Here is a 24,622-nt window from a genome sequence, read left to right as displayed (position 1 = left end):
CGGTCACCGGCGGGAGCCGCGTGTCCGAGTGCCTAACAGGAGGAAGTCGACGAGTTCGAGCGGCGATGGGGGTCCCGCCTTCCCCAGGGCCGCCAGGTGGAGCGTCCTGATCGCGAGCGCGACGGCGGTGGAGACCTCACGCCCTCCGGCCTTCGCCTCGAACCAGCGCCAGTCGCCGTCGGTGTTGACCTCGAGGAACACCACCTCGCCCGCGCTGAGCAGCAGGTCGAAGGCGCCGTAGGTCAACCCCCACAGGCTCGCGAGCCCGCGTACGGCGTCGGCGACCGCGGGCGGGGCGGCGACCTGCGTGACCGTCACCCCGGCCTCCTCCCGCCAGGGCGAGTCGGGGGCGCGCTTGCCGACGGCGTAGGCGTGCACGGCCCCGGCGACGTGGTAGACCCGCAGCTCGGCGTCGTGCTCGACGTGTTCCTGCACGATGACCGGATGGTCGAGCGCGGGCCGGCGCAGGACCTCCGCACGTGCCGCGATCTCGGGGAGCGCCCCGGTCAGGAGGCCGGGCGAGGCCTCGACGAAGTGCTCCCCGACGACCTTGACCACGACCCTGCGGCCCGGCATCGCGGCGGCGGCCTCCGCCGGGGCGGTGGTGACGACCGTCCGGGGAACGCGGATGCCGGCGGCCGCGGCCCCGGCGAGTTGCTCCAGACGACCGGGACGGTTGCCGGGCAGGCTCGCCGGCGCGAGCGAGCAGAGCTGGCGGACGAACGCGTGCCAGGACTCGGCCCGCAAGAGGGTCTGTGCGGCATCCGCCGTCGCGGGCATGGCCCGGGGGGAGAAGTGGCGCGCCCAGACGACGGTCGGAGCGATCCGGCGGCCGTCAAGGTCGAGCACGCACCAGGTGCGGTCGTGTCCGGCCCCGCCGGTCACCGCGGCGGACAGCCGCAGCGCGGCCACGCTCTCGGCGTCGACGCGTACGCTCGGCACCCCGAGGTGGTGCAGCGTGTCCTGGAGGACGGCGAACTCGGCGCAGCCCGCACGGTCGGCCAGCACGACGCAGGGCGCGGCGTCCGTGACCAGCCCGGTCTCCGGGAGCCGCCACGACACCGAGCCCGGCGATCCGCGCAGATCGACGGTGAGGTGAGGGTCGCACGACCGGCCCGGCCCGGCCTGGCCCGGGACGCCGGTGGCGCTCAACAAGGCGTGACCGCAGCCGTGCGCGCTCCGAATCCGTCACCTCGCACCGGTGACGCTTCTATCGGCATCATTTTCGTGATCACGCCCATATCCCACCAGTCAACGGTGGCCCCGGTTTGCTGTCAATAGAACCTAATGTGGTTAATCGATATGTTTATTGTGATATGTAGGAGTTGTATTCCAGCAGGTCACTATAGGTCTATGTCCGGAAAGCGGTGACTGTCGGAAGCTCTGTCTGCTGTTCTGTCCCGACCCTTAATTTGTGGTCGTCAGCAATTCCTTAATAGGGGCATACCGCTGCTGATCGCGAATCGCCCGGTCCGCGACGACCACGGCGGCCCGGATGGCCGTTCCGGTGCGGCACCTAAACTGGGATGCACTCGTGCGGAAGTCCGCTCCCCTTCGCGACCGTCGTGGCAACCGTCGCGCGGACCTGCGGTCCTGCGGACAGGCCGGGCGACGAGTCGAACGGCGGACCGGGTGGCGAGGTGAGGAGGACGGTGTGAGCCGGCGCGTACGCGGCGATCGGGAAGAGGCGGATCTGCCGGTCGACCCCGACGTGGACCTCCGCCACGAGCGGGACATGTTCCGCGGGCCGGCGGCCCCGGCCCCGGCCCCCCGCCGGACCTGGGACATCCTCGCGGTGATTGCACTCGGCGGCGGAGCCGGCGCCGTGGCCAGGTATCTGCTCGGCCGGGCCTTCCCCGCGCCGCCCACCGGATTCCCCTGGGGGACGTTCCTCGCCAACGTCACCGGCTGCTTCGCGCTCGGGGCCCTGATGGTCTTCGTCCTGGACGTCTGGCCGCCGCGCCGCTACGTCCGTCCGTTCCTCGGGGTCGGCTTCCTCGGCGGCTTCACGACGTTCTCCACCTTCGCCGTGGAGATCGTGGACAGGTCGTCGCACGGCGCGTGGCCGATGGCCGGTGCGTACGCCGCCGCCGGCATGGTCGCCGGGCTGATCGCGGTCTGGTGCGGCATCGTCCTCGCCCGCACCCTGGCGGGTCTCCCCGTACGGCGGCGCGGGAGGAGGGGCGAATGAGACTGCACGGCCCCGCCCAGCGATTGACGATCCTGATAGGCGAGAGCGACCAGTACCGGCACCGGCCGCTGTACACCGAGATCGTTCATCGGGCGCGCAAGATGGGCCTGGCGGGGGCCAGCGTGTTCCGGGGCATCGAGGGCTTCGGCGCCTCCTCGCGCATCCACACCAGCCGCCTGCTGTCGCTCAGCGAGGACCTGCCCATCGCCGTCGTCATCGTGGACGTTCCGGAGAGGATCAGCGCGTTCGTGGCGGAACTGGACGAACTGGTGACCGAGGGCCTGGTGATCGTCGATTCCGTGGAGGTCTACCGCTACGTGGGGCGTGAGCCGGGGCGGGCGGAGCCGTGACCCTGCTGCTCGTCTTCCTCGGCGGCATCGTCGGCGCTCCCGCCCGTTATCTGGCCGACCGCCTGGTGCAGCGCCTGCACGACAGCGTGTTCCCCTGGGGCACGCTGGCGGTCAACCTGTCCGGGTCGCTCGTGCTCGGGCTGCTGCTCGGCGCCCGGGACGACCTCGGGCTGCCCGCCGTGATGGTCACCCTGCTGGGCACCGGCTTCTGCGGCGCGTTCACGACGTTCAGCACGTTCGGTTTCGAGACCGTACGGCTGCTGGAGGAGGGCTCGGTCCTGGAGGCCGGGCTCAACGCGCTCGGCAGTCTGGTCCTCGGCGTCCTCGCCGCCGCCGCCGGGTTCGCACTGGCCGCCCTCCTCGCCTGAACCACCGAGCGAGCCGGAGAGGCTCGCTCGGTGTGCGGCGGGTCAGTGGTGCCCGTGGCCGTTGTGCTTCTGGGTCCAGGGACCGGTGATCGCGAAGACGTAGCCGGGGGTCTGGATGTTGGCGAACAGGATGCGGCCGTCGTCGCTGAACGTCGGGCCGGTGAACTCGCTGTCGTTGAGCTCGTTGCGGGCCATCGGGTAGGGCGCGCCCTTGTCGGTCACGCCGACCAGGTGCGACAGGCCCTCGCCGTCCTCGGCCAGAATGACGCCGCCGTACGGTGAGACGGTGATGTTGTCCGGCCCGTCGTAGTTTGTGTCCTGCTCCGGGTCGGGGTTGACGCCGAAGATGGTCTTGAGCGTGACGGTCTCCGACTCGGGGTCGTAGAACCAGACCTGGCCGTCGTGCTCGTTGACGCTGCCGTCGTCGTGCCGGGCGTAGCTGGCGACGAAGTACGCGCCGCCGTCGCCCCACCAGGCGCCTTCCAGCTTGCGGCTGCGGGTGATCTGGTCGTCGGCGAACTGCTTGCGCACCGAGGTCGTCTTGGCGTCCCGGTCCGGCACGTCGACCCACTCGACCTTGTAACGGGTGCCCGGCTGGGTCGCCTCGGACAGGTCGGCGATGTGCTTGCTGCCCTTGCGGCACCGCATGGCCTGCAGCTTCCCTGCGGTGTCGCCGCCGGGGCCCAGGGCCAGCGCGCGCAGCGCGCCCTTGCGGCCGTGGAAGCCGTGGGGCGGGGTCCAGCGGAAGTACAGGCCGTTCGGGCCGCTCGCGTCCTCGGTCAGGTAGATCTCCGAGTTGCGCGGGTTGACCGCGACGGCCTCGTGGGAGTAGCGGCCGAGGAACTTCAGCGGCACCGGGTTCTTGTTGGCCTCGCGGTCGAACGGGTCCACCTCGAAGACGTACCCGTGGTCCTTCTGGAAGGCGCCGCCGGCCCGCTGCTCGGTCTCCTCGCAGGTCAGCCAGGTGTTCCACGGCGTGATGCCGCCCGCGCAGTTGTTGTGCGTGCCGGCCACGCTGACGTACTCGCGGATGCGGTTGCCGTCCCTGTCGACCTCGATGGTCGTGGTGCCGCCCTTCGCGCCCGGGTCGTAGGTCAGTCCGGGCAGGGCGGGCACGCCGTACGGCTCGCTGCCGCCGATCTCGTGGTTGTTCACCAGCACCCAGCCGTCACGGCCGCGGAAGCAGCCGGTGCCGTCGGCGTCGCTGGGGGTCGGCTCGCCCGACTCCAGCACCGTCTTGCCGGCCTGAGCGACGATCTTGTAGGAGAAACCCGCGGGCAGGGCGAGCAGACCGGCGGGGTCGGCGACGACCGGGCCGTACCCGGTCGTCTTGCCGGCCCCCGCCTGGGCGGCCTGGGCGGCGGCGGGGCCGGCGATGGCCTCGATGCTGCCCGCGATGGCGATGCCGAGGCCGCCGGCGGCGGCCGAGCGCATGAGGTCGCGGCGGGAGAGGGAGGAACTCACAGGACGTACCTTTCGGTGCTGAGGGCAGGCCCTGTGATCCCATTACCCTGCCTTGAACCTCTCCTTCCGTGAAACGGACGCGAGGGTGAACACGCCGCAACGATCTCAGGACGGCACATGCCGCCCGCGCGTCACTTCGCCAGGAAGGCGAGGAGCGCGTCGGTGACCTCCTGGGCGTGGGTCCACAGCAGGCCGTGCGGGGCGCCCTCGATCTCGACGTACTCGGCCTGGGGGAGCGCCCGGTGGAATGGGCGGCCAGTGGACTCGATGGGCAGGATGCGGTCGGCGGTGCCGTGCACGATGAGCGTCGGAACGTCGATCTTGGGGATGTCGGCCCGGAAGTCCGTCGTCCAGGTGGGGACGGCCGCGGACGAGGCGTACCACGAGGCTCCCGCGGCGGTGTTCCAGTTGGCCCGGACGACCTCCTCGCTCAGGCGCGTGCCGAGGTTCTCGTCGGTGTTGTAGAAGGCGTTGTAGAAGTCGGTGAAGTAGGCGTAGCGGTCCTTGGTGACGGCCTCGAGGATGCCCTCGAACACGCTGCCGTCCACGCCCTCCGGGTTGTCCTCCGTCTTGAGCAGGAACGGTTCGAGGGAGGCCAGGAACGCGGCCTTGGCCACCCGCGCCGAGCCGTACGTGCCGAGGTAGCGGCCGACCTCGCCGGTGCCCATGGAGAAGCCGACGAGGATCACGTCGCGCAGGTCGAGGGTCTCCAGCAGCGTGTTCAGGTCGGCGGCGAAGGTGTCGTAGTCGTAGCCGACGGTGGGCTGGCTCGACTGGCCGAAGCCGCGGCGGTCGTAGGTGATGACGCGGTAGCCGGCGCCGAGCAGGGCGGGGATCTGCTTCTCCCACGAGTGGCCGTCCAGCGGGTAGCCGTGGATGAGCACGATGGGCTGCCCGCTACCGTGGTCCTCGTAGTACAGGTTGATGTCGGTGCTGTTCTCCTGGCCGACGGTGATGTACGCCATGACCTGCTCCTTCTGATCTCCAGTGCGTGACCCCGGCCTCTGCGACCGGGTTCCTCGTGCGTCCCAGAGACTAGGGCACAATTAAGTTGTGTGCAAGGTAATCGCGCGCATGATGTCTCATGGGCGTACCACCGATAAGGTCGCGGGTGTGCGGATCACGAAGGGTGCAGGCGATCGGGCGCAGCCGTCTGCAGGGGCTGCCGACCACAAAGGCGGCGGCTGGTTGCGAAAGATCGGCTGGGGAGTGGTCGCGCTCTTCCTGGCCGCGTTCGCGGTCTTCGAGAGCGTCAAGTACGGCGTGCCGACCACCGTCGCCGCGCTCGCCTTCTTCGCGCTGATCGACCTGTCGCGGCTCGCCGGGGTTCGTCCGCCTGGCGCGCTCTACCAGGCCGTCCACCGTGTGTGGATCCCGCTCGTGGTGCTGGTCGCCTACACCTTCGGTCCGATCGCGTGGCCGCCGCTGTTCACCGCCGCCCTCGCCTGGCTCACCCGCATCGCCCTTGAGCGAACGCTCGCCTCTCAGCCCCGCCGGTTGGCGTAGGCGGTGACGTTGGCGGTCAGGCGGCGCAGCGTGGCGAGTGTGCGGGTGAACTCCTCGGGCTCGAGCGCCATCGCGTCGCCGACGGAGGCGAAGATGCCGTCGCTCCGCTCCCGCAGCCCCGCGCCCTTCTCGGTCAGCGTGATCTGCACCGTGCGCTCGTCGTCGATGCGGCGCTCCCGGCGCAGCAGGCCGTTCGCCTCCAGGCGCTTGAGCAGTGGCGTCATCGTGCCGTAGTCGAGGTGCAGTGCGGCGCCGAGTTCCTTGACCGTGACGCCCTCCTCGGGGCCGTCCCAGAGCACCAGCAGGACCAGGAACTGCGGGTACGTGAGACCCATCTCGTCGAGAAGCGGCCGATAGAGGGCGGTGACGGCGCGGGAGGCGGCGTAGAGCGCGAAGCACATCTTGTCGTCGAGGATGCGGGGAAGCCGCTCGCTCGTGGTGCCGGTCATTCCTCCACTGTAGGAGCCTGGCCCGCCATCTGCACGTGAACGGTCCAATCGTGCACGAGGTTTTTTCGGGTGGCGTGACCCGGCGCCGGCCGGGTCACGCCGGCCCCGTCAGCCGCACCGGCGCAGCACCATGGGCTTGCCGCAGCTCATGGTCCCCGGGTTGGCGCCGGCCCGCGCGTTCAGGCCGAGGCCGAGGTCGAGACCCAGGTCGAGGGCGACGTCGAGGCCGAGGCCCACGTTCAGGCCCGCGTCGACCCTCGCGCCGAGGTCCGCGGCGGCGGCCGCGGGCTTGGCGGCCTTCGGCGTGTCACAACCGCAGCCCGCGTAGGCGGGCGCGGTGGCGAGCAGGCCCGCGCAGGTCAGGGCGGCCAGGGACAGAAGACGGAAAGGGTGGTGCATGAAGATTCCTCATCTCAGGTGTAACTAATCGTGCTCGATCGTTACTCTTCGTATCCGTGCGCGAGTTTCGACAAACTCGGGGCGCGCCCGGCGAAGCACCAAGAGCCCGGCGAGATCCGACGGCGAAGCGGCCGTTGCCCGCCGTGGAATCCGGACGTACCGTCGATGGCGTGGCCGTCATCCACAGGGACCGTGTGGCGTGGGAGAGCGCCAGGGTGTTCGTCGCGGCCGCGACGGACAACGCTTACTGGTGGCTCGGTGAGACGCTCGGACGCCATCTCGGGCAGACGTACGAACGGGACCTGGCCCGCACCCGCACGCGCCTCCTACGAGACGAGGCCCGGCCTGTGCGGGGCGTTCGCGAGGACCCGTTGTCCGCAGAGGTCGGCGCCTGGCGCGCCCGCATCGAGGACGTCCTGACGGAGCGTCCGGACCTCGCGGCGGTTCTGTGGCAGGTGATCGAGGAGACCGGACGCCGCCTGGGCCGCTGACGCCCCGCCGGTCCGGCACTCCACGTATGGCTGAGGCCGAGTCGTCCACAGGCTGTGGACAACCCGGCCTTGAAGCTCACCTTGACGCTCAGCGGAAGCGGCGGAGTCTGAGGCTGTTGCTGACGACGAAGACGCTGGAGAACGCCATCGCCGCGCCGGCGATCATGGGGTTGAGCAGCCCCGCGGCGGCCAGCGGCAGGGCCGCGACGTTGTAGGCGAACGCCCAGAACAGGTTGCCCTTGATCGTGCGCAGCGTGCGTCGCGACAGCCGGATCGCGTCGGCCGCCACCCGCAGATCACCCCGCACCAGGGTCAGATCGGCCGCCTCGATGGCCACGTCGGTGCCGGTGCCCATCGCCAAGCCGAGGTCGGCCTGGGCCAGCGCCGCGGCGTCGTTGACCCCGTCGCCGACCATCGCGACGGTCTTGCCCTCGGCCTGCAGCCGTTTGACCACATCGACCTTGTCGGCGGGCAGCACCTCGGCGATCACCTCATCGATGCCGACCTGGGCGGCGACCGCACGGGCGACCGCCTGGTTGTCGCCGGTCAGCAGCACCGGCGTCAGCCCCAGCGCCCGCAACTGCCCGATGGCCTGCGCGCTGGTGGGCTTGACGGTGTCGGCCACCACCAGCACCGCCCGCGCCTGGCCGTCCCAGCCGACCGCCACCGCCGTGCGGCCCGCGTCCTGCGCATCCTGTAGCGCCCGGGCCAGATCGGCGGGCAGGTGCTGGGACCACTCGGCCAGCAGGCGGGGCCGGCCGACCAGCACCGCGTGGCCGTCCACGATCCCCTGCACCCCCAGGCCCTCGACGTTGGCGAAGTCCTGCGGGGCGGGCAGGCCGCCCACCCGCTCGGCGGCGCCCCGGGCGATGGCCTGGGCGATGGGGTGCTCGGAGGCGTGCTCCAGGGCCCCGGCCAGGCGCAGCACCTCCTCACGGTCCTGCCCGTCGGCCAGATGGACCTCGACCAGGGCCATCCTTCCTTCGGTGACGGTGCCGGTCTTGTCCAGCACGACCGTGTCGATCGCGCGGGTGGACTCCAGCACCTCCGGGCCCTTGATCAAGATGCCGAGCTGGGCGCCGCGGCCGGTGCCGACCAGCAGCGCGGTCGGCGTGGCCAGCCCCAGCGCGCAGGGGCAGGCGATGATCAGCACCGCGACCGCGGCGGTGAAGGCCGCCCCGGCCCCCTCACCCGTGCCGAGCCAATACCCCAGCGTCGCGACCGACAACGCGATGACGATCGGGACGAAGATCCCGGAGATGCGGTCGGCCAGGCGCTGCACCTGCGCCTTGCCCGTCTGGGCGTCTTCCACCAGCCGCGCCATCTGGGCGAGCTGGGTGTCGGAGCCGACCCGGGTGGCCCGCACGACCAGCCGGCCTCCGGCATTGACCGTGGCCCCGGTCACCGCATCCCCGGCCCGCACCTCGACCGGGACCGACTCGCCGGTGAGCATCGAGGCGTCGACCGCCGAGCTGCCTTCCTCGATGACGCCGTCGGTGGCGATCTTCTCCCCGGGCCGCACGACGAAGTGGTCACCCACCGCGAGGTCACCGGTGGGGATGCGCACCTCGGCCCCGTCGCGGAGCACGGCCACATCCTTGGCGCCCAGTTCCAGCAACGCACGCAACGCCGCGCCCGCGCGCCGTTTGGACCGCGCCTCGAAATACCGCCCGGCCAGGATGAACGCGGTCACCCCGGCGGCGGCCTCCAGGTAGATGTTGCCCGAGCCGTCGCTGCGGGTGATGGTCAGGTCGAACCCATGCCGCATTCCCGGCACCCCGGCGTCGCCGAGGAACAGCGCCCACAGCGACCAGCCCAGCGCGGCGATCGTGCCCAGCGATACCAGGGTGTCCATCGTGGCGGTGCCGTGCCGCAGGTTGGTCCAGGCCGCGCGGTGGAAGGGCAGGCCGCCGTAGACCACGACGGGGGCGGCGAGCGTCAGCGACAGCCACTGCCAGTAGGTGAACTGCACCGCCGGGATCATCGCCATCGCGATCACCGGCACCGCCAGCACGACGGACACCAGCAGGCGGGTGCGCAGCGGAGCCAGCTCGTCTTCCGGCGCCTCAGGCGCCTGCTCGGGTCTGGGCGGCTCGGGCAGCCTGGCGGTGTATCCGGCCTTCTCCACCTCCGCCACCAGCGTCTGCGGGTCCAACTCCACAGGGAAGGTCACCTTGGCCTTCTCCGTGGCGTAGTTCACCGTCGCGGACACGCCCTCCAGCTTGTTGAGCTTGCGCTCGATCCGGTTCGCGCACGACGCGCAGGTCATGCCGCCTATCGAAAGCTCGACCGCGCCAGACGGCCGGTCACCGGTTGTCGCCGACATCACCACTCCTTCCTCTCGCGTCGTGCCGTCAACGGCTGTGCCCCGCCGCTTCCGCGTGAACCGTGAAGGCCGCGGTGCGGACGGTCCCCTCGTGCGTGAAGTCCGGGAGCAGGCGGTAGTCCCCGCCGCCCGGCACCGGCGCGGCGAAGGTCGCTCCGCCCGACGTCGCGTCCTCGGGGGGCACGTGCAGGTAGGCCGGGTCGCCCGCGCGGATCGCGCCCAGATGGTGGTTCGAGGTCGCCGGCGGGCCTGCCGTCCTTGCTCACCGTGAACCCGAGCTTACTGACCCGGCCCGGTGCGAGGTCGTCCGTCATCACCGTGGATCCGTCCATCCGCGTGCGAGCCGGGCGGGGGTGTTCACGAGACACCCGCCACGTCATATCCCGCCTCCCGGACGGCCGCCACGATGGCCGCGTCGTCGACGGCGCCGTCGGTCTCGACCGTCAACAGGCCGGAGGAGAGGTCCACCCGGACGTCGGTCACGCCGGCGACCGCACCGACCTCCTCGCTGACCGAGCTGACGCAGTGGCCGCAGGTCATGCCGGTGACGGTGTAGGTGCTGGTCATAACGATCACTCCGATAACTCGTGCCTCACTGACGAGAACACCATACCCCCCTACCGTATTTCCGCGTCAAAAGGGGGCCCCATTTCGGGGGCCCGCCGGGCCTACAGGAGGTAGCGCAGCCAGAGGTACGGCACGCACAGGGCCACCGTGACGACGGTGACCACCAGGCCATATTTGGTGAACTGCCAGAAACTGATCCGCGCGCCGTTGCGCTCGGCGATGCCGAGGATGACGACGTTGGCGGAGGCGCCCACGGCGGTGGCGTTGCCGCCGAGGTCGGCGCCGAGCGCGAGCGCCCACCACAGCACGTTGTGGTCGCCGCCGGGCACGTGCTGCGCGAGATCGGCCACGATCGGGCTCATCGTGGCGACATAAGGGATGTTGTCCACGATCGCGGACAGCCCGGCCGACGCCCAGAGCAGGACCATGACGGTCACCCCGGGCCGCCCGGCCGTCGCCTCCGCCGCCGCCCGCGACACCTGGGCGATCACGCCGGTCTCGACGAGCGCGCCGACCATCACGAACAGCCCGGCGAAGAACACCAGCGTCGGCCACTCCACCTCGCGCAGCGCGTCGTCGGTGGTGATCTTGGTGACCAGGACGAGCAGCCCCGCCCCGAGCAGCGCCACGACCGACGGCTCGTAGTGCAGCACCGGATGCAGCACGAACGCCGCGATGACCACGCCGAGCACGGACAGGCTCTGCACGAGCATGACCTTGTCCTGGATGGCCGCCCGCTCGTCCAGTTGCATGATCTCGGCCGCCCGCTCGGGGTCGTACCGGAACGCCTTGCGGAACAGCAGCCGGCACAGTCCGATGAAGACCGCCGTCAGCACGATCACCAGCGGCGCGAGGTGGACGAGGAAGTCGTTGAAGGTCAGCCCGGCGCGGGAGGCGATGATGATGTTCGGCGGATCGCCGACGAGGGTCGCGGTGCCGCCGATGTTGGACGCCATCGCCTCGGCGATCAGGAACGGCGCGACCGGCAGCGTGAGGCGTTCGCAGACGAGGAACGTGACCGGCGCGATCAGCAGCACGGTCGTGACGTTGTCCAGTAGCGCCGACGCCATGGCCGTGATCACCAGGAGCAGTGCCATGAGCCGGAACGGCCGTCCCCTGGCCCGTTTGGCCGCCCAGATGGCGAGGTATTCGAACACGCCGGTCTGCCGCAGCACACCGACGATGATCATCATGCCCAGCAGCAGGAAGACGACGTTCCAGTCCACGCCGGACTCCTGCGAGAAGAACGCCGAGCCGGCCGTGGTCGCGTGGACGAGCAGCAGGATCGCGGCGCCGCCCAGGGCGGCCTTGACCCGGTGGACCTTCTCGCTGGCGATGAGGACGTACGTGGCGACGAAGACGATCGCCGCCACCCACGCGGTCACCGTCATGTGAGCCGCTTGAGCAGCGCGGAGAGCGTGACCGCGCCCAGCAGACGGTCGCCGTCGAGCACCGCGACCAGGGGGCTGCGGGTGCGCGCCATCAGCGCGGCGACCTCCAGGAGCGTGGCGTCGGGATCGGTCACCGGGAGCTCGCGCGGCCGTTCCGGCATCGCCTGACGGACTGTCCGCTCGCCCAGCGCGCGGACGAACGCGTCGGCGTGCGCCTCGTCGATCACCCGGGCCAGCGCGGGGTCGTCCTGGCAGTAGCGGGGCACGGCCAGACGCAGCACCTGCGTGCCCGGCAGGATCGACACCGGTGCTCCGCGCTCGTCCAGCACGATCAGCCCGGGCAGTTCGCGCTCGGCCATGAGGCGAGCGGCGTCGGTCACGGGGGAGTCGAGCTCCACGGTGGGGATCGGCACTACGAGATCCCGGGCACGCATGTTCTCACCTGCCTGCCACGTGCGGCTGTGCTCACGTCTGCCTTCCGGTCGCCGGTACGGTCCCCCGGGTATGGGAGACCCCTTCGCCGACCAGACTTCCCGGCACGCCCCGCATCAGGCTATCGACCGGACAGGCCGTACAAAAGCCCCGAAGAGGCGCGGCGGACGAATACCCCCTCTCCGTACGGCAGGCGTCCGAGCGATCCGGCCGGGAGCGGGACCATGCCTTCGGGCACCTCCGTCAGCCGGGCGGAGAAGGCGAGACGGCGTCCGGTGAGTCCCCGGGGCGAGACGTAGTCGTCCGCGCCGACGAAGGTCACCTCCTCCACCGGGGCGAGCCGCGCGAGCGCCGCCACCACTCCCTCGCCCGGCCTTACGACCGTGGCGGGCAGGCGGTCGGTCTCGTCGTCGGAGTGGACGAGCACCGCGCCGTCGAGCCAGCCGGTCAGGCAGACCGTGACCTCCTCGAACCCGGCGCGTACGGCCTCGGCCGCCAGATCGGCGGAGCCCGGGACGTCCCATCCGTGCAGGGAGAAGAACGGCGCCTTGGAAGCGACCAGGGCGGCATCGGCGGCCGCGGGGAGGCCCGGCGGGGTCGCGGCGAGTGCCCGCCGCACGGCCTCGACGCCCGCCCGCGCGTACGGCACGGTCTGCTCGGGCAGCCGGTCGAGCGGAAACCACGCCAGCTCGGCGCACTTGTGCGGCTCGGCGTTGACCGGTGTGCCGGTGATGGAGCGCGGCATGAGGAACATCCCGATGCGTGCCGTCCCGCCCGCGTTGCGGTGGTGCATCACATGGACCACCTCGCAGTCGTCCACCTCGACGCCGAGCTCCTCGCGGGCCTCCCGCACGGCGGTGTCCACCACCGACTCCCCCTCCTCCAGGTGCCCGGACGGCATGATCTGCCACTCCCCGTCGGCGTAGCCGGTGCCCTGGCGGCGGCCGAGCAGCACCTTCTCGCCGTCAGTGAGCATCAGGTGCACGTCGACGACCGGCCGGTAGCGGCCCGGGGCGTACGTCGCGGCGTCGAGCAGCGCGGGCAGGGTCGCGGCGTTCGCGGAGATGAACTCCCCCAGCTCGGGCGGCACCATGGTGAGCGCGCGCACCTCCTCCGGGCGCACGCGCCGCACCTCGTGCAGGCCGATGTCCGGTTCGAGGAACTCCGGGCCGCTGCGGCGCGACAGGTCGAGCGACACCAGCCGGCAGGCGAAGACCGTGCTCAATCGGCCGGGCTCGACGAGGGTGAACACGTGCAGCGCCGGTCCCGCCGTCGCTCCGAGCTCCTCGTCGAGCTCGCGGCGCAGCGCCGCCTCGGGAGAGGCGTCGGCCGGCTCCACCCCGCCGCCCGGCGTGACCCAGTACGGCTCCCGCCCCGGCCGTACGCGCCGGAACAGGACGACGTCGTCGCCGTCGAACAGGATGGCCCGGACGCTGTGCCGTACGGAGGTCATGTCCGGCATCCTCTCGCGGACGGTCCGGCGTCCGCTGCCGAAGGGGGCCGAAATACGGTGAGGAGACCTCTCCCCGCAGGGAGGGGCTCCGTGAGAAGGGGATGTAGGGGCATGACCGAAATGACCTACCGGCGGCTCGGCGACTCGGGACTCGTCGTCTCGGCTCTCGGCCTCGGCGGCAACAACTTCGGCCGCAGGATCGACCTCGACGCCACGCGGGCCGTGGTCGACGCGGCGCTCGACGCCGGCGTCACGCTGATCGACACCGCCGACATCTACGGCGAGTCGGAGACGCTGCTCGGCGAGGTGCTGAAGGGGCGGCGTGACCAGGTCGTCATCGCCACCAAGTTCGGCGGGGACGTGAACGGCGCCAACGGGCCCGACTGGGGTGCGAGGGCCTCGCGGCGGTACGTCCGCCTGGCGGTCGAGCGGTCGCTGCGCCGCCTCAAGACCGACTGGATCGACCTCTACCAGCTGCACTTCCCCGACCCGTCCACGCCGATCGAGGAGACCCTGTCGGTGCTGACGGACCTGGTGCGGGAGGGCAAGGTCCGCTATGTGGGCTCGTCCAACTTCGCGTCCTGGCAGGTCACCGACGCGGACTGGATCGCCCGCACCGGCGGCTTCGAGCGTTTCGTGAGCGCGCAGAACGAGTACAGCCTGCTCGACCGGCGGGTGGAGAAGGAACTCGTCCCGGCGCTGCTGCACCACGGCGTCGGCCTGCTGCCGTACTTCCCGCTGGCCAACGGCCTGCTCACGGGCAAGTACCGGCGCGGGGAGGAGCCGCCGGCGGGCACCCGTCTCGCGGGCCGGACACAGTATCTGACCGACGCGCGGTTCGAGGTGGTGGAGCGGCTGCGGGAGTTCGCCGAGCGTCAGGGGGTGACCCTGCTGGACGTCGCGATCGGCGGTCTGCTCGCGCAGCCGGCCGTCTCCTCCGTGATCGCGGGGGCGACCCGGCCCGAGCAGATCAAGGCCAACGTCGCGGCGGCGGCGTGGCGACCGGACGAGGCGGCGCTGAAAGAGCTGAACGAGATCGCGAGCTGAGTATATGCACTTGCGGCTATATACCTGATGGAGTATGTTCGAAGGCGTGTCAGTGACCTTCGACGTACTCGCCGAGCCCGCAAGGCGGCGCATCCTCGACCTGCTGCTCGAACGTCCCCGCCTGGTCGGGGAGCTCACCGAGCGGCTCGGCCTGACCCAGCCCGGCACTTCCAAGCACCTCAAGGTGCTGCGGGAGGCCGGGCTGGTCCGTGTGCGCAGGGACGCCCAGCGCCGGTGGTACGAACTGTGCCCCGAGCCGCTCGCCGAGATCGACGCCTGGCTCGCGCCCTACCGGCGGTTGTGGTCGGAGAGCTTCGACGCGCTGGAACGGCACCTGGACGCGATGCCCGACCATTCAGAGGAGACACCGTGAACGCGACACTCGGCATGTTCGACGGGCAGCCGTCGCTGCGCATGGAGCGCAGGCTGGCCCATCCTCCGGAGCACGTCTGGCGGGCGGTCACCGAGCCCGACCGGCTCGGCCAGTGGTTCCCGTTCGCGGTCGTCGAGATGGACCTGCGGGTGGGCGGAAAGATCATGTTCGACGGCGGCGGCATGACGATGGACGCCGAGATCACCGAGCTCGACCCGCCCCGCCTGTTCGCCTTCCTCCAGCACTCGCCGCGGGAGATGCCGCGCGAGGGCGACAACCTCCTGAGCTTCGAGCTGCTGCCGGAGGAGGGCGGCTGCCTGCTCGTCTTCACCCAGATCTTCCACGACCGGCCGGCCGCGGCGAGCTACGCGTCCGGCTGGCAGGTCTGCCTCGACGCCATGGAGGCGATCGCCGGCGGACGGCCCGTCGAGTGGCCCGAGGGGAACTTCGCCCACCTCCATGAGGCGTACGTGGAGGCGTTCGGGCTGGCCGAGGGCGTGGCCGAGCGATTGGCCGAGCAGCCGGGCGAGCAGGTGGGCGGCGAATGGCGGGTGCGCTTCGAGCGCCAGCTCACCCGCCCGGTCGAGGAGGTCTGGACGGCCGCCGGCGCGCCTGCCGCGACGCTTGGGGCACCGGTGCCCGACGGCCTCGGCGAGGGGATCGTCACGGCCATCGGGAAACCCGCTGCCGAGCTTCCCGCGTACGTGGAGTCCGGTGAGCAGGGCAGGCGCGTGCGCTGGGAACTGTCGCGGGGCACCGGGCACGGCGCCCGGCTGGTCGTCACCGAGACCGGCCTGCCCGACCCCGCGGGGCCTCTGCAGGCGTGGCGGGACAGGATAGAGACGCTGGCGCGGCGGCTGCTCGCCTGAGCCCGGCGGGCGGGGCCGTCACCCGTCGAGCATCTCCATGAGGCGGCACAGGTAGGGGGGCACGTTGCGCAGCCGTACGGCGTCGCCCGCCGCGGGGGACGCTGGGGCCAGCAGAGCCCGCAGTCCCGCCAGGTCGATGAACCGCAGAGCGCCCGTGTCGACGGTGATCTCGCCGCGCTCGCTCCTCGCCTCGGCGAGCGCGGTCGCCAGGGCGGCGCTGTTCGAGACGTCGACCTCGCCATCGAGGATCACCGAGGAGTCCGCGGCGGACCACCTGACGCTGAGGTGGGTGTCCGTGTAGAGAACGCCGCAGTGACCAGCGGTTGGATTCACGAGACGCCCCGGCACGGCGAACCGGTGTAAGACGCGATGTCCGCCCGTCTTGGGCGCATGTCTTCGGAGCAGGACACGGTGAACGTCGTCACGGTCCCACCTCCTCGCTGGAAGTGGAAATACTCACTGAGCGTGGCCGCCTGACAGCGCATCTGTCAATGGTCAGTCCAGTTAATATTCAACGAAGATCAAAGAACTGGCGGCTTTCAGCGTTTGCGGCCGACGCCGCCGACCGCCCAGACCGCGTCCTTCGGCGGTCGGAGCTCGTCGGGCTCCGGCCGCCATTCGGGCACCTGGACCAGGCCGGGCTCCACCATTTCCAGGTCGCCGAACAACGGCAGGATTTCGGCCCGGGTGGGCAGCCGCAGGCGGCCGTCGTCCTTGACCGCCCATTCGTTGGCGAAAAGCAGGGCGAGCTTGTCCGTCACCTCCGGCCGGAGGTCGGAGATCGCGTGGCTGATGGCCATATAGCTGCCGGGTGCGATCGCCTCGCGCAGGCGCGCGGTGATGGCCAATGTGAGGTCGTCGTCGTTGATCGCCGCCAGGACCGCGACGAGCAGGACGCCCACGGGCTCGTCGAGGTCGACGAGCTCCCGCAGCCGTGGATGCGTGAGGATCGAGTCCGGGTCGCGTACGTCGCCGCGGATCACCACGACGCGCTCGTTGTCCTCCACCAGCGCCTGGCCGTGGTTGACCACGACGGGGTCTTTGTCCACGTAGACCACGCGCGCGTCGGAGGCGCACTCCCGTGCGATCTCGTGCACGTTGCCCTGGGTCGGCAGGCCGCAGCCGATGTCGATGAACTGGCGGATCCCGGCAGCGGCCAGGAACCGTACGGTCCTGCGCAGGAACTTGCGCCCCTCGCGGCACATCAGGGGAAGCTCTGGCGCGATCAGCAGCGCCGCCTCTGCGGCCTCGCGGTCCGCGGCGAAATTGTCCTTCCCGCCGAGCCAGTAGTCGTAGACCCGGGCCTCGTTCGGGACGGACGGGTCGAAACCCACAGGCTCGACCGGGGGGAAACCCGGCATGATCCTCCGTTCAGCCCTCATGACCGATATTACCGGTGCAAGACGGGTCTAAGTGAGGATTCGTGCGCGTGTTGGGCCTACGGCGTGGGTGGTGTCGGCGGCGGGGCCGGCCTTCGGGCCTTCCCGGCCGGCCTTCTCCGGCGGCCCTCTCGGTCGGAGGGATCAGCGGTAGCCGGCGGCGTCGGCCGTGAATCCGGCCCAGACGGCCTTGCCCACGGGGCGTAGCCGCGCCCAGCCCCACATGCGGCTGACCCCGGCGACGACCTGGAGGCCGCGCCCGGTCTCCGCGACGTAGTCGGGCTCGCGCAGCACCGGCGCGTCGGTGCTGGGGTCGGTGACCACGCACAGCAGCGCGCGGGACGAACGGAACATCAACAGGCGCACCGGCAGGGGATGGATGGCCTGGTGCCGCAGGCCGTGGCGCAGCGCGTTGGTGACCAGTTCGCAGACCGCGAGCGCGGCGTCGTCGGCGACGTCCTCCATGGACCAGGTCCGCAGCACTCCGGCGGTGAAGTGCCGCGCGGTGCGGGCGGCGAGACTCTCACGGTGGAACTCGTGCACGGCCACCTGGGGGACACCACAGGGCTCTTCGCCGTAGGTCCAAGGCCAGCGCTTGCCTTCCGGAAAGACCTGCTCAAGCGTGCCCAGCCAGGGATCCCGGGCAACGCTATCGGCTTCTGCGAGGGAAGCTCGGTCTGTCCGATAACCAGTCATTGAGAGCCCTATGAGGTTGATGTCGACCATGTGGCGGGATGACTCAGTAAGTCATACTGCTCCCATTGATGCTCCTGTGCAAGTACAGATGCACGTGCAAACGCACGAATGTCGTCGGTTGGGCTCGGATTCCGAAACGAGGTGCCCCGTGTCCGTGATCTACAACGGAATGCCCTCATCTCACCTGGGGCAGCAGGCCTGGCGCAAGAGCCGGCACAGCAATCCGAGCGGCAACTGCGTCGAGATCGCCGCGCTGCCCGACGGCCGGGTGGCCCTGCGCAACTCCCGGCACCCGACGGGGCCGGCGCTGATCGTTCCTCTTCAGGACATGGCCGCATTCCTCCGCTCCGCCAAGGAGGGCGAATTCGACGACCTTCTTGGTGAAGTGGAGAAATGATCTCGCCACTTGCGCGGGCCGACGTGACGAGTATCGTGAACGTGGCGTAAACATCGGTGCACCTCAAAGGACCCCATATGACTGCGGCCCCTACCGAGGGTGTGCCTCACCCGCTCGACCTGACGGCACGGTCGCGCCGCAGCCCGACTGTCCTGCGCATTCTGCTCGGCACCCAACTGCGACGGCTCCGTGAGAGCAGGCACATCCGCCTGGAGGAGGCCGGTCACGCCATCCGCGCCTCCCACTCGAAGATCAGCCGGATGGAACTCGGGCGCGTCGGGTTCCGCCGCCGTGACGTCGCCGACCTCCTCACCCTGTATGGCGTCACCGACGAGAGTGAGCGGGAGGCGCTGCTCTCGCTCGTCGCCCAGGCCAACGCCCCCGGCTGGTGGCACAAGTACGACGACGTCCTGCCCTCCTGGTTCGAGGCGTACGTCGGCCTGGAGCAGGCCGCGAGCGCCATCCGCTGCTACGAGGTGCAGTTCGTGCCCGGGCTGCTGCAGGCCCCCAAGTACGCCGAAGCGGTCGTGCGACTCGGCCATCCCGACGCGTCGGACGAGGAGATCGAGCGCCGCGTCCGGCTGCGGATGGACCGCCAGGAGGTGCTGCTCCGCCCGGATTCGCCCGTTCTGTGGGCGGTGATCGACGAGGCCGTCCTGCGGCGTCCGGTGGGTGGGGCCGAGGTCATGCGGGCCCAGATCGAGCACCTGCTCGAGATGATCGCCCTGCCTCGTGTAACGCTCCAAGTCATCCCGTTCAGCGCCGGCGGGCACGCGGCCGCCGGAGGGCCGTTCAGCATCCTGCGCTTCGCGGGGGTCGGGTTGCCTGACGTCGTCTACCTCGAACAGCTCACCAGCGCCATCTACCTGGAAAAGCGGGAGGACATCGACCGCTATCTCGCAGTCATGGAACGCCTGTGCATCCAGGCCAAACCCGCGTCGGAGACCAAGCGGATGCTGCGGCAGCTCATGACGGAGCTGTGACGATGCGCTAGCGTCACGTGCGCGACCTCCGCTGCCGTACGCCGCAGGAGACTGTGGCGCAAGCCGTACCCGAAAATACGTGTCAGGTGCGCGTGGGCGGTAAATGGAGTACTACCACACCGTGGGGCAAGCAGGAGGGCGGTGAGAACCTTGGCGGGCAGCCTGCTCAGCCTGGAGTTCGACCGAAGTTCGGTCACCAGGGTGCGGCATCTCGTCATGGTGTCGGCGCAGGAGGCCGGGCTCGAGGGCGTGGTCCTGGAGGACTTCGTGCTCGCGGTGCACGAGGCGGTCACCAACGCCGTCCGGTATGGCTCCCCGCCGCGGGGAATCGCCATGTGGCGTGAGGCGGGAGTGCTGGTGGCCGAGATCACCGACAAAGGTCCCGGCATTCCCGACGAGGCGCTGGACCGCGAGGAGACGGCGACGCGGTTCGACTTCGGGGGACGCGGACTGTGGCTCATGAACCGCCTGGCCGACCTCGTCGTGCGTACGGGGGCCGAAGGAACGACGATCCGCCTCTGCGTGACGCTTCCCTGATCGACATCTGACTTCCGCTGAGAGCGGAGCGCGGACCGCCTGACCGAAATCAGGCTTCCCCATCTCCCCGAACACCGCCTGCAGGCATGGTTAGCGCCACTGTGAGCTGGGCACTTCTGATCTCGCCGCCCTGCCGCCAGGGTCGGACGGCAGGCCAGGCGGGCGAGCCGTAATCATGATTTTGATTCACCGAAATTTCGGGCAATCCAGGTTGGGCGCCGAAGCCTTGCTAGGCTGCAGGGAACCGTAGAACCGGGCGTTGTCTCACCCGGCAGGTGAGACCGTCGAGAAGTGGGGTCACACCGTGAAGAAGCTGCTTGTTCTCGCTCTGGTCGCCGTCGGCGGACTTCTGGTCTGGCGTAAGGTGCAGGCCGACCGCGCCGAGCTCGATCTGTGGACCGAGGCCACCGGCAGCGAGAACTGACCACCAGGGATGGTGCTTGATCGTGGCAAGGGTACGGGAATGAGCCCCGTGAAGCTGGCCTGTCTTGACTTGGCCGGGACCACGATCGGTGACATCGACATGGTGGAACGGGCGTTCGCCGAGGCGATCGCCACGCAGGGCATCGTCCCCGGGACCAGCGCCTATGCCCGTGCCATGGTGCATGTGCACAGGTCCCGGGGATGTCCCAAAATCGAGGTCTTCCGGGGCATCTTCCCCGGCAACGAGGCACAGGCGCAGGCCGCGAACCTGACCTTCGAGCGCTCCTACGAGGGAGCCATCGAACGGACCGGGCTCGTGCCGCTGCCGGGGACCGTCGAGGCCGTCGCGAAGCTGCGCGACGCGGGCCTGAAGATCGCCCTGATCACCGGATTCAGCCGTGCGACCCTGGGACGGGTGCTGAGCACCCTCGCCTGGGTCGACATGCTGGACCTCGCGCTGTGTCCCGAGGATGCCGGACGTGGCCGTCCTTACCCCGACATGGTGCTCACCGCCGTCCTGCGTTCCGGCGTCGACGACGTGAGGCAGGTCGCGGTGGCGGGCGACTCCGAGAGCGACATGCTGTGCGGCCGGCGCGCGGGCGCCTCGATCGTCGCCGGAGTGCTCACCGGCGTCCACAGCAAGGACCGTCTGCTCGGCGGCGGCGCCACGCACATCATCGAGTCCATCGCCGACTTCCCCGGACTCGTCCTCGGCAACGAGGTCGGCGCGTCACCGGTGGCCACCTCGGCCTCCTGATCGCCGGCTCGTTTTCTGCGGTCTTCCCCGGTGAGGAGGGCCACGTGGGCGGCACCGTGCGGTATCGAGTGGCGCTCGGGTGCGGGCTGTTGCTACGGTGTACGCACCGGCGGCCCGTGGATCTGCGTGTTTGCGCAGTTCGCACCCGCTAAGGGGCCTTAGCTCAGCTGGCAGAGCGCCTGCTTTGCAAGCAGGAAGTCAGGGGTTCGAATCCCCTAGGCTCCACCCACTCGAAAGCCCAGGCCAGGGACCCTTTCCCCCGCCTGGGCTTTGATCGTTAATCGGCCTTCGAGCTCTTCCGCGCCCGTTGCGTGCCCGATCCACTCTTGAGTTGTCCTCGCGCGAGGCTGTCGAGCTGCTTGGCCACCTGGTGCCGTCGCTCGTCCGTCGCGTGCTGGTAGATGATCGCGGCGCGTGTGCTGGAGTGGCCCATACGGTCCATTAGCTCTCGCAGCGATGCGCCAGTGCTGGCCGCGAGGGTTTTCCCCGTGTGCCGAAGATCGTGGAAGTGAACCTTCGGGACGCCGGCCTTTGTGAGCGCCTTGGCCCAAAAGCGGCGGTTGAAGTTGCTGTTCCACAGCGGGCAGGATCACGTCGCGAACTTCCGTACCCTGACGAAACGCCTGGAGTGCGGGACGGTCAGCGCGCCGCTGAACCACGACATCGCGCTGACCGAGGTGGCCACCAGCACCCTGTCCAGGGAGACCGCCCTACCTGTCCGTCAGTGCCTGTGCCTCTATCCTGGGCTGCCGCATCGGCCGAACAGTCACGGAGGGCCGGGAACCTTGAAGCAGCGGACTTTCCTCGCCGCCCGCATCGACCAGTGGTCACGAGAGCACCCCAGACTGCTGGATCTGACCCTGACCGGCTTGATGTGGCTGGTTTTCGGCCTGTTGAGTGCTCTGGCAGGGCTGCCCGCCTTCCTCGTCGCCACCGCGGCCATCCTCCCGCTCGCCGTACGGCGACGTTTCCCGACCGCGATTCTCGCCTCGTCGGCCGCAGCCTTCGCCGTTCAGCTCATGCTGGTGCCGATTCCGTTGCCGGCCAACATCGCGCAGGCGATCGTCGTCTATACGGTTGCCGCACACGTCGAATCTCTGCCGATCCGCCTGCTCGCCCTCGGTGCCGCGCTCGTCGGCAGCGTGCTGGCCGGCTTTCGATGGAGCACCCCGCCTGAATACCCGGTGAACGTGCTCAAGACCACTGTTGTCCTGGGGATCCTGTGTGTGCTGGTCTGGGTCATCGGCAATCTCGTCCGCGGCCGACAGGCCAACATGAGTGCACTGCGTAAGGCAAGTGCCCGACTCGAGGAGAGCCGGTTGCAGCGCGAACGGTTCGTCGCGCAGCAGCGACGTGTCGTCGCGGCACGGGAAATTCACGACATTGTGGCCCACTCGCTCACCGTTGTGATCGTGCAAGCTGACGGCGCCGAGTACGCCGCCGAGCACGCGCAGCCCTGGGACCGTGGAGACGCGGGGAGGGTCTTCGCCACGATCGGGCGTGCCGCGCGGTCGGCCCTCGCCGAGGTGCGTGGCGTCATCGAGGTTCTCCGCGACGCCGACGCCGACGGATCGGACGAGCTGCGCCGGGCCGGGCTGGGAATCGCCGAGCTGCGGCAGCTCGTGGACTCGGTACGGGCGGCGGGGCTTGCTGTGGACGTCGATGCCGAGCCGAGCGTGTTCGACGAAGTCCCCGCCGCGATACGGTTTGCTGTGCTCCGCGTTGTCCAGGAGTCACTGACGAACGTGTTGAAGCACGCCGGCCCGGACGCTACAGCGCACATGCTCGTGGCGAGGACGCAGGAAGGGATCATGGTTCGAGTCGAGGACGACGGTGTCGGTGTCAGTCGCGCCGACGCGACCGCGGACCACGCATCCGAACCCGGCTACGGCCTCGACGGAATGCGAGAGCGCTTGCGCACCCTGGGCGGAGTGCTGGACGCAGGCTCACGCCTTGGCGGCGGGTTCGTGGTCGATGCCGCGATCCCCGTCGCCGTTCTGCCGCCTTCCGCGCGACCTCCGGGCCTTGCCAATCCGTCGGACGGCCTGAGGCGAAGCGGCGAGTGATGAGGGCCGACCACCTCATCCGCGTCTTCTTAGTGGACGACCAGGAGCTGGTGCGGACCGGGTTCGCGATGATCCTCAACGCCACCCCGGACCTACGGGTCGTCGGAATGGCCGCCGACGGGCAGACGGCCCTTGATGCCCTGCGTCGGCCCGAGCACCGTGCCGACGTCGTCCTGATGGACATTCGTATGCCGGGTATCGACGGCGTCGAAACCACCCGGCGGCTGCTGACCACACCCGATCCGCCACACGTCGTCATGCTGACGACGTTCGACGACGACGAGCTTCTCGTCGCCGCCCTTCGAGCTGGAGCGGCCGGGTTCCTGCTCAAGGACGCGGGCGCGGCAGAGCTTTTGACGGCCGTACGGGCAGCCGCTGCCGGGGAGGCGCCTATCGCGCCGAGGCTCGTACGTCGCCTGATCGACTCATTCGTCCTCGCACCGCCGGCGACCAAATCCGCCGAGCACCCACCCGCTGCCGCGTCTAGGCTCGGGCGTCTCACCACCCGCGAACGCGAGATCCTCGCCTCGGTCGGGCTGGGACTCACCAACGCAGAGGTCGCCGCGCGACTGCAGTTGGCAGAGTCGACCGTCAAGACGCATCTCGGCTCGGTGCTGCGCAAACTCGAGCTACGCGACCGTGTGCAGGCAGTCATCCTCGCGCAGACACAGGGGCTGACCGACGACTCGCAACGGACCGGCTGATCCCGATCGCGAGGGCGCAGACAGCCGTGCCGAGGAGCACGAACAGCCCGGTGTCACCGGCCAGGTACTCGCGCACCACCACGGGCTCGTCCGTCGAGATCGCGTACTCCAGCAACAGGGCGAAGGTGGCGTTGTGCGCGAAGTGGGCGAGCACGACCGGCCACACGCTCCCGGACATGACACGCAGGTACCCGAAGAGGAACGAGAACGCGATCACCGAGCCACTGAACAGCAGCAGCACCAGGCTATGGTTCCCTTCGCTGTGGTAGTACGGCGTGAACAAGATGTACGGCATATGCCAGGCAATCCACACCAGCCCGACGACGAGCATCGCCGAGCGCTCGCCCAGGAACGCGAGCCGTGGCTGCAGATAGCCCCGCCAGCCGATCTCTTCGGCGAACGCCAGGACCGGCCCAGTGATACACACAGCGATTACCGACGGCACCCAGTCACCCTGCGGCGCGGTAAACCGCCCGAAGCCAAGCGCGACGGCACCCACGGTGGCGAGCAGGCAGACGCCTGCAGTGGTGGCGACCGTAAGCGGCCAGGCTCGCAGGCCGAGCCGCCCCATACCGAGCCGGCGCCACCCGTCTCTGGAGTACCCCTCTCGCGTGATGACGAGCAACATCGCGATCACGACGAGCAACGGCGAGAAGGCGAGAATGAGCCCTCCGGCGATGTTGGCGGTACCCAGCGAGATTGTAAGCGTCAGGACAATGAAAACGATCGACGAAGCGCGATCGGAGAGCCGTTCGAACACGGAACAGACCTTCTTTCAGGAACTGGCCTGCCCCAGTGTTCATGAACGCGCCACCGCCGCCATCCACCAACAATCCGAATTCCGGCCGCTTCCCCGCCCCACCTTCCTCCCACCGGACTAGGGCGCGTATCGGGTTGTGATCAATCCTTGGGATTTGCCGTTGTGGCCGGGTCTGATCCGGTAGGTCCTCGTGTGTGACGCGGGCCCAGTTGACGGACGAAGAGTGGGAGTTCATCAAGCCGTA

Annotated in this window: 31 protein-coding genes and 1 tRNA gene; 16 read left to right on the top strand and 16 right to left on the bottom strand. The window is 69.7% G+C overall.

The window, feature by feature from the left end:
* Positions 1–3: 3 nt before the first annotated feature.
* Positions 4–1,155: a hypothetical protein gene (locus tag FH610_RS16615; protein WP_139575380.1), complete on the bottom strand. Its 1,152-nt coding sequence runs from the start codon at positions 1,153–1,155 to the stop codon at positions 4–6.
* 499 nt (positions 1,156–1,654) lie between these two features.
* Here FH610_RS16615 and crcB (FH610_RS16610) point away from each other — a divergent pair, with 499 nt between their 5' ends.
* The 3 genes from crcB (FH610_RS16610) to crcB (FH610_RS16600) are packed head-to-tail and all read left to right on the top strand — an operon-like array spanning position 1,655 to position 2,909.
* Entirely contained in the window at positions 1,655–2,191 is a 537-nt protein-coding gene (gene crcB / locus FH610_RS16610) for a fluoride efflux transporter CrcB (RefSeq protein WP_205825829.1), read from the top strand.
* Positions 2,188–2,541 (top strand): DUF190 domain-containing protein, encoded by a 354-nt coding sequence (locus FH610_RS16605; protein WP_139575379.1) that lies wholly within the window; start codon positions 2,188–2,190, stop codon positions 2,539–2,541. Before crcB (FH610_RS16610) ends, FH610_RS16605 begins: the two co-directional genes overlap by 4 nt.
* A complete protein-coding gene (crcB, locus tag FH610_RS16600) occupies positions 2,538–2,909 on the top strand; it encodes a fluoride efflux transporter CrcB (protein ID WP_139575378.1) in 372 nt (123 codons plus the stop codon). Before FH610_RS16605 ends, crcB (FH610_RS16600) begins: the two co-directional genes overlap by 4 nt.
* Before the next feature lie 42 nt (positions 2,910–2,951).
* On the opposite strand, the gene FH610_RS16595 is transcribed toward crcB (FH610_RS16600), so the two are convergent.
* Both FH610_RS16595 and FH610_RS16590 read right to left on the bottom strand, forming a co-directional pair.
* Positions 2,952–4,373 carry an alkaline phosphatase PhoX gene (locus FH610_RS16595; protein WP_240809011.1) on the bottom strand — a complete coding sequence of 474 codons (1,422 nt, stop codon included), beginning with the start codon at positions 4,371–4,373 and terminating at the stop codon, positions 2,952–2,954.
* 131 nt (positions 4,374–4,504) lie between these two features.
* A complete protein-coding gene (locus FH610_RS16590; RefSeq protein ID WP_139575377.1) occupies positions 4,505–5,338 on the bottom strand; it encodes an alpha/beta fold hydrolase in 834 nt (277 codons plus the stop codon).
* 223 nt (positions 5,339–5,561) lie between these two features.
* Here FH610_RS16590 and FH610_RS16585 point away from each other — a divergent pair, with 223 nt between their 5' ends.
* Positions 5,562–5,879: a hypothetical protein gene (locus FH610_RS16585; protein ID WP_139575376.1), complete on the top strand. Its 318-nt coding sequence runs from the start codon at positions 5,562–5,564 to the stop codon at positions 5,877–5,879.
* On the opposite strand, the gene FH610_RS16580 is transcribed toward FH610_RS16585, so the two are convergent.
* Positions 5,858–6,328: a MarR family winged helix-turn-helix transcriptional regulator gene (locus FH610_RS16580; protein ID WP_139575375.1), complete on the bottom strand. Its 471-nt coding sequence runs from the start codon at positions 6,326–6,328 to the stop codon at positions 5,858–5,860. The two genes, FH610_RS16585 and FH610_RS16580, sit on opposite strands and share 22 nt — an antisense overlap.
* Before the next feature lie 108 nt (positions 6,329–6,436).
* Positions 6,437–6,727 carry a hypothetical protein gene (locus tag FH610_RS16575; protein WP_139575374.1) on the bottom strand — a complete coding sequence of 97 codons (291 nt, stop codon included), beginning with the start codon at positions 6,725–6,727 and terminating at the stop codon, positions 6,437–6,439.
* Between the two features lie 170 nt (positions 6,728–6,897).
* Here FH610_RS16575 and FH610_RS16570 point away from each other — a divergent pair, with 170 nt between their 5' ends.
* Positions 6,898–7,218, top strand: coding sequence for a hypothetical protein (locus FH610_RS16570; RefSeq protein WP_139575373.1), 321 nt, complete (start codon positions 6,898–6,900; stop codon positions 7,216–7,218).
* 88 nt (positions 7,219–7,306) lie between these two features.
* On the opposite strand, the gene FH610_RS16565 is transcribed toward FH610_RS16570, so the two are convergent.
* The 6 genes from FH610_RS16565 to FH610_RS43670 form a co-directional block, all read right to left on the bottom strand.
* Positions 7,307–9,544, bottom strand: coding sequence for a heavy metal translocating P-type ATPase (locus FH610_RS16565; protein ID WP_139575372.1), 2,238 nt, complete (start codon positions 9,542–9,544; stop codon positions 7,307–7,309).
* Between the two features lie 28 nt (positions 9,545–9,572).
* Positions 9,573–9,728: a hypothetical protein gene (locus FH610_RS42870; RefSeq protein WP_161628015.1), complete on the bottom strand. Its 156-nt coding sequence runs from the start codon at positions 9,726–9,728 to the stop codon at positions 9,573–9,575.
* 173 nt (positions 9,729–9,901) lie between these two features.
* Positions 9,902–10,111, bottom strand: a complete 210-nt coding sequence (locus tag FH610_RS16560; protein ID WP_139575371.1) for a heavy-metal-associated domain-containing protein — start codon at positions 10,109–10,111, stop codon at positions 9,902–9,904.
* 101 nt (positions 10,112–10,212) lie between these two features.
* A complete protein-coding gene (locus FH610_RS16555; RefSeq protein WP_139575370.1) occupies positions 10,213–11,502 on the bottom strand; it encodes an ArsB/NhaD family transporter in 1,290 nt (429 codons plus the stop codon).
* On the bottom strand, positions 11,499–11,936 hold the full coding sequence (locus tag FH610_RS16550) for a CBS domain-containing protein (RefSeq protein ID WP_041952971.1): 438 nt from the start codon (positions 11,934–11,936) through the stop codon (positions 11,499–11,501). The genes FH610_RS16555 and FH610_RS16550 overlap by 4 nt, the downstream gene beginning before the upstream one ends.
* A gap of 119 nt (positions 11,937–12,055) precedes the next feature.
* Positions 12,056–13,387 carry an NUDIX domain-containing protein gene (locus FH610_RS43670; protein WP_240809010.1) on the bottom strand — a complete coding sequence of 444 codons (1,332 nt, stop codon included), beginning with the start codon at positions 13,385–13,387 and terminating at the stop codon, positions 12,056–12,058.
* A 111-nt stretch (positions 13,388–13,498) separates the two neighbouring features.
* Here FH610_RS43670 and FH610_RS16540 point away from each other — a divergent pair, with 111 nt between their 5' ends.
* The 3 genes from FH610_RS16540 to FH610_RS16530 are packed head-to-tail and all read left to right on the top strand — an operon-like array spanning position 13,499 to position 15,676.
* Complete coding sequence (locus FH610_RS16540; RefSeq protein ID WP_205825828.1) at positions 13,499–14,434, top strand: aldo/keto reductase; 936 nt, start codon at positions 13,499–13,501, stop codon at positions 14,432–14,434.
* 52 nt (positions 14,435–14,486) lie between these two features.
* Positions 14,487–14,807: an ArsR/SmtB family transcription factor gene (locus FH610_RS16535; RefSeq protein ID WP_396779683.1), complete on the top strand. Its 321-nt coding sequence runs from the start codon at positions 14,487–14,489 to the stop codon at positions 14,805–14,807.
* Positions 14,804–15,676 carry an SRPBCC family protein gene (locus FH610_RS16530; RefSeq protein WP_240809009.1) on the top strand — a complete coding sequence of 291 codons (873 nt, stop codon included), beginning with the start codon at positions 14,804–14,806 and terminating at the stop codon, positions 15,674–15,676. The genes FH610_RS16535 and FH610_RS16530 overlap by 4 nt, the downstream gene beginning before the upstream one ends.
* Before the next feature lie 18 nt (positions 15,677–15,694).
* On the opposite strand, the gene FH610_RS16525 is transcribed toward FH610_RS16530, so the two are convergent.
* From FH610_RS16525 to FH610_RS16515, 3 genes are all read right to left on the bottom strand, one after another.
* Positions 15,695–16,009, bottom strand: coding sequence for an STAS domain-containing protein (locus tag FH610_RS16525; RefSeq protein ID WP_161628014.1), 315 nt, complete (start codon positions 16,007–16,009; stop codon positions 15,695–15,697).
* Positions 16,010–16,215: 206 nt separating this feature from the next.
* Positions 16,216–17,037 carry an SAM-dependent methyltransferase gene (locus FH610_RS16520; protein ID WP_139575368.1) on the bottom strand — a complete coding sequence of 274 codons (822 nt, stop codon included), beginning with the start codon at positions 17,035–17,037 and terminating at the stop codon, positions 16,216–16,218.
* Between the two features lie 162 nt (positions 17,038–17,199).
* Positions 17,200–17,604 (bottom strand): ATP-binding protein, encoded by a 405-nt coding sequence (locus FH610_RS16515; RefSeq protein ID WP_161628013.1) that lies wholly within the window; start codon positions 17,602–17,604, stop codon positions 17,200–17,202.
* A gap of 295 nt (positions 17,605–17,899) precedes the next feature.
* Between FH610_RS16515 and FH610_RS16510 the strand changes: the two genes are divergently transcribed.
* The 6 genes from FH610_RS16510 to FH610_RS16490 all read left to right on the top strand — a co-directional run bounded on the left by FH610_RS16510 (position 17,900) and on the right by FH610_RS16490 (position 21,073).
* A complete protein-coding gene (locus tag FH610_RS16510; protein WP_139575366.1) occupies positions 17,900–18,148 on the top strand; it encodes a DUF397 domain-containing protein in 249 nt (82 codons plus the stop codon).
* Between the two features lie 77 nt (positions 18,149–18,225).
* Positions 18,226–19,131, top strand: coding sequence for a helix-turn-helix domain-containing protein (locus tag FH610_RS16505; RefSeq protein WP_139575365.1), 906 nt, complete (start codon positions 18,226–18,228; stop codon positions 19,129–19,131).
* Between the two features lie 141 nt (positions 19,132–19,272).
* Complete coding sequence (locus FH610_RS16500; protein ID WP_052400103.1) at positions 19,273–19,668, top strand: ATP-binding protein; 396 nt, start codon at positions 19,273–19,275, stop codon at positions 19,666–19,668.
* A 259-nt stretch (positions 19,669–19,927) separates the two neighbouring features.
* Complete coding sequence (locus FH610_RS42865; protein WP_161628012.1) at positions 19,928–20,092, top strand: DLW-39 family protein; 165 nt, start codon at positions 19,928–19,930, stop codon at positions 20,090–20,092.
* 39 nt (positions 20,093–20,131) lie between these two features.
* Positions 20,132–20,848 (top strand): HAD family hydrolase, encoded by a 717-nt coding sequence (locus FH610_RS16495; RefSeq protein WP_139575364.1) that lies wholly within the window; start codon positions 20,132–20,134, stop codon positions 20,846–20,848.
* Positions 20,849–21,000: 152 nt separating this feature from the next.
* Positions 21,001–21,073: transfer RNA gene (locus FH610_RS16490), tRNA-Ala, on the top strand.
* Positions 21,074–21,125: 52 nt separating this feature from the next.
* Here the strand turns inward: FH610_RS16490 and FH610_RS16485 are convergent.
* Complete coding sequence (locus FH610_RS16485; protein WP_139575684.1) at positions 21,126–21,428, bottom strand: tyrosine-type recombinase/integrase; 303 nt, start codon at positions 21,426–21,428, stop codon at positions 21,126–21,128.
* On the opposite strand from FH610_RS16485, the gene FH610_RS16480 reads away from it, so the two are divergent.
* Both FH610_RS16480 and FH610_RS16475 read left to right on the top strand, forming a co-directional pair.
* Positions 21,409–22,914: a sensor histidine kinase gene (locus FH610_RS16480; protein ID WP_139575363.1), complete on the top strand. Its 1,506-nt coding sequence runs from the start codon at positions 21,409–21,411 to the stop codon at positions 22,912–22,914. The genes FH610_RS16485 and FH610_RS16480 overlap by 20 nt on opposite strands.
* Positions 22,914–23,618, top strand: a complete 705-nt coding sequence (locus FH610_RS16475) for a response regulator (RefSeq protein ID WP_139575362.1) — start codon at positions 22,914–22,916, stop codon at positions 23,616–23,618. Before FH610_RS16480 ends, FH610_RS16475 begins: the two co-directional genes overlap by 1 nt.
* On the opposite strand, the gene FH610_RS16470 is transcribed toward FH610_RS16475, so the two are convergent.
* Positions 23,566–24,378 carry a CPBP family intramembrane glutamic endopeptidase gene (locus FH610_RS16470; RefSeq protein ID WP_139575361.1) on the bottom strand — a complete coding sequence of 271 codons (813 nt, stop codon included), beginning with the start codon at positions 24,376–24,378 and terminating at the stop codon, positions 23,566–23,568. The genes FH610_RS16475 and FH610_RS16470 overlap by 53 nt on opposite strands.
* Positions 24,379–24,622: the final 244 nt, after the last annotated feature.

It is taken from the genome of Microbispora catharanthi, from assembly GCF_006334915.2.
Lineage (GTDB): Bacteria > Actinomycetota > Actinomycetes > Streptosporangiales > Streptosporangiaceae > Microbispora > Microbispora catharanthi.
The sequence above is the reverse complement of the archived record's forward strand: the minus strand, read 5'-3'. Positions and strand labels throughout refer to the sequence as shown.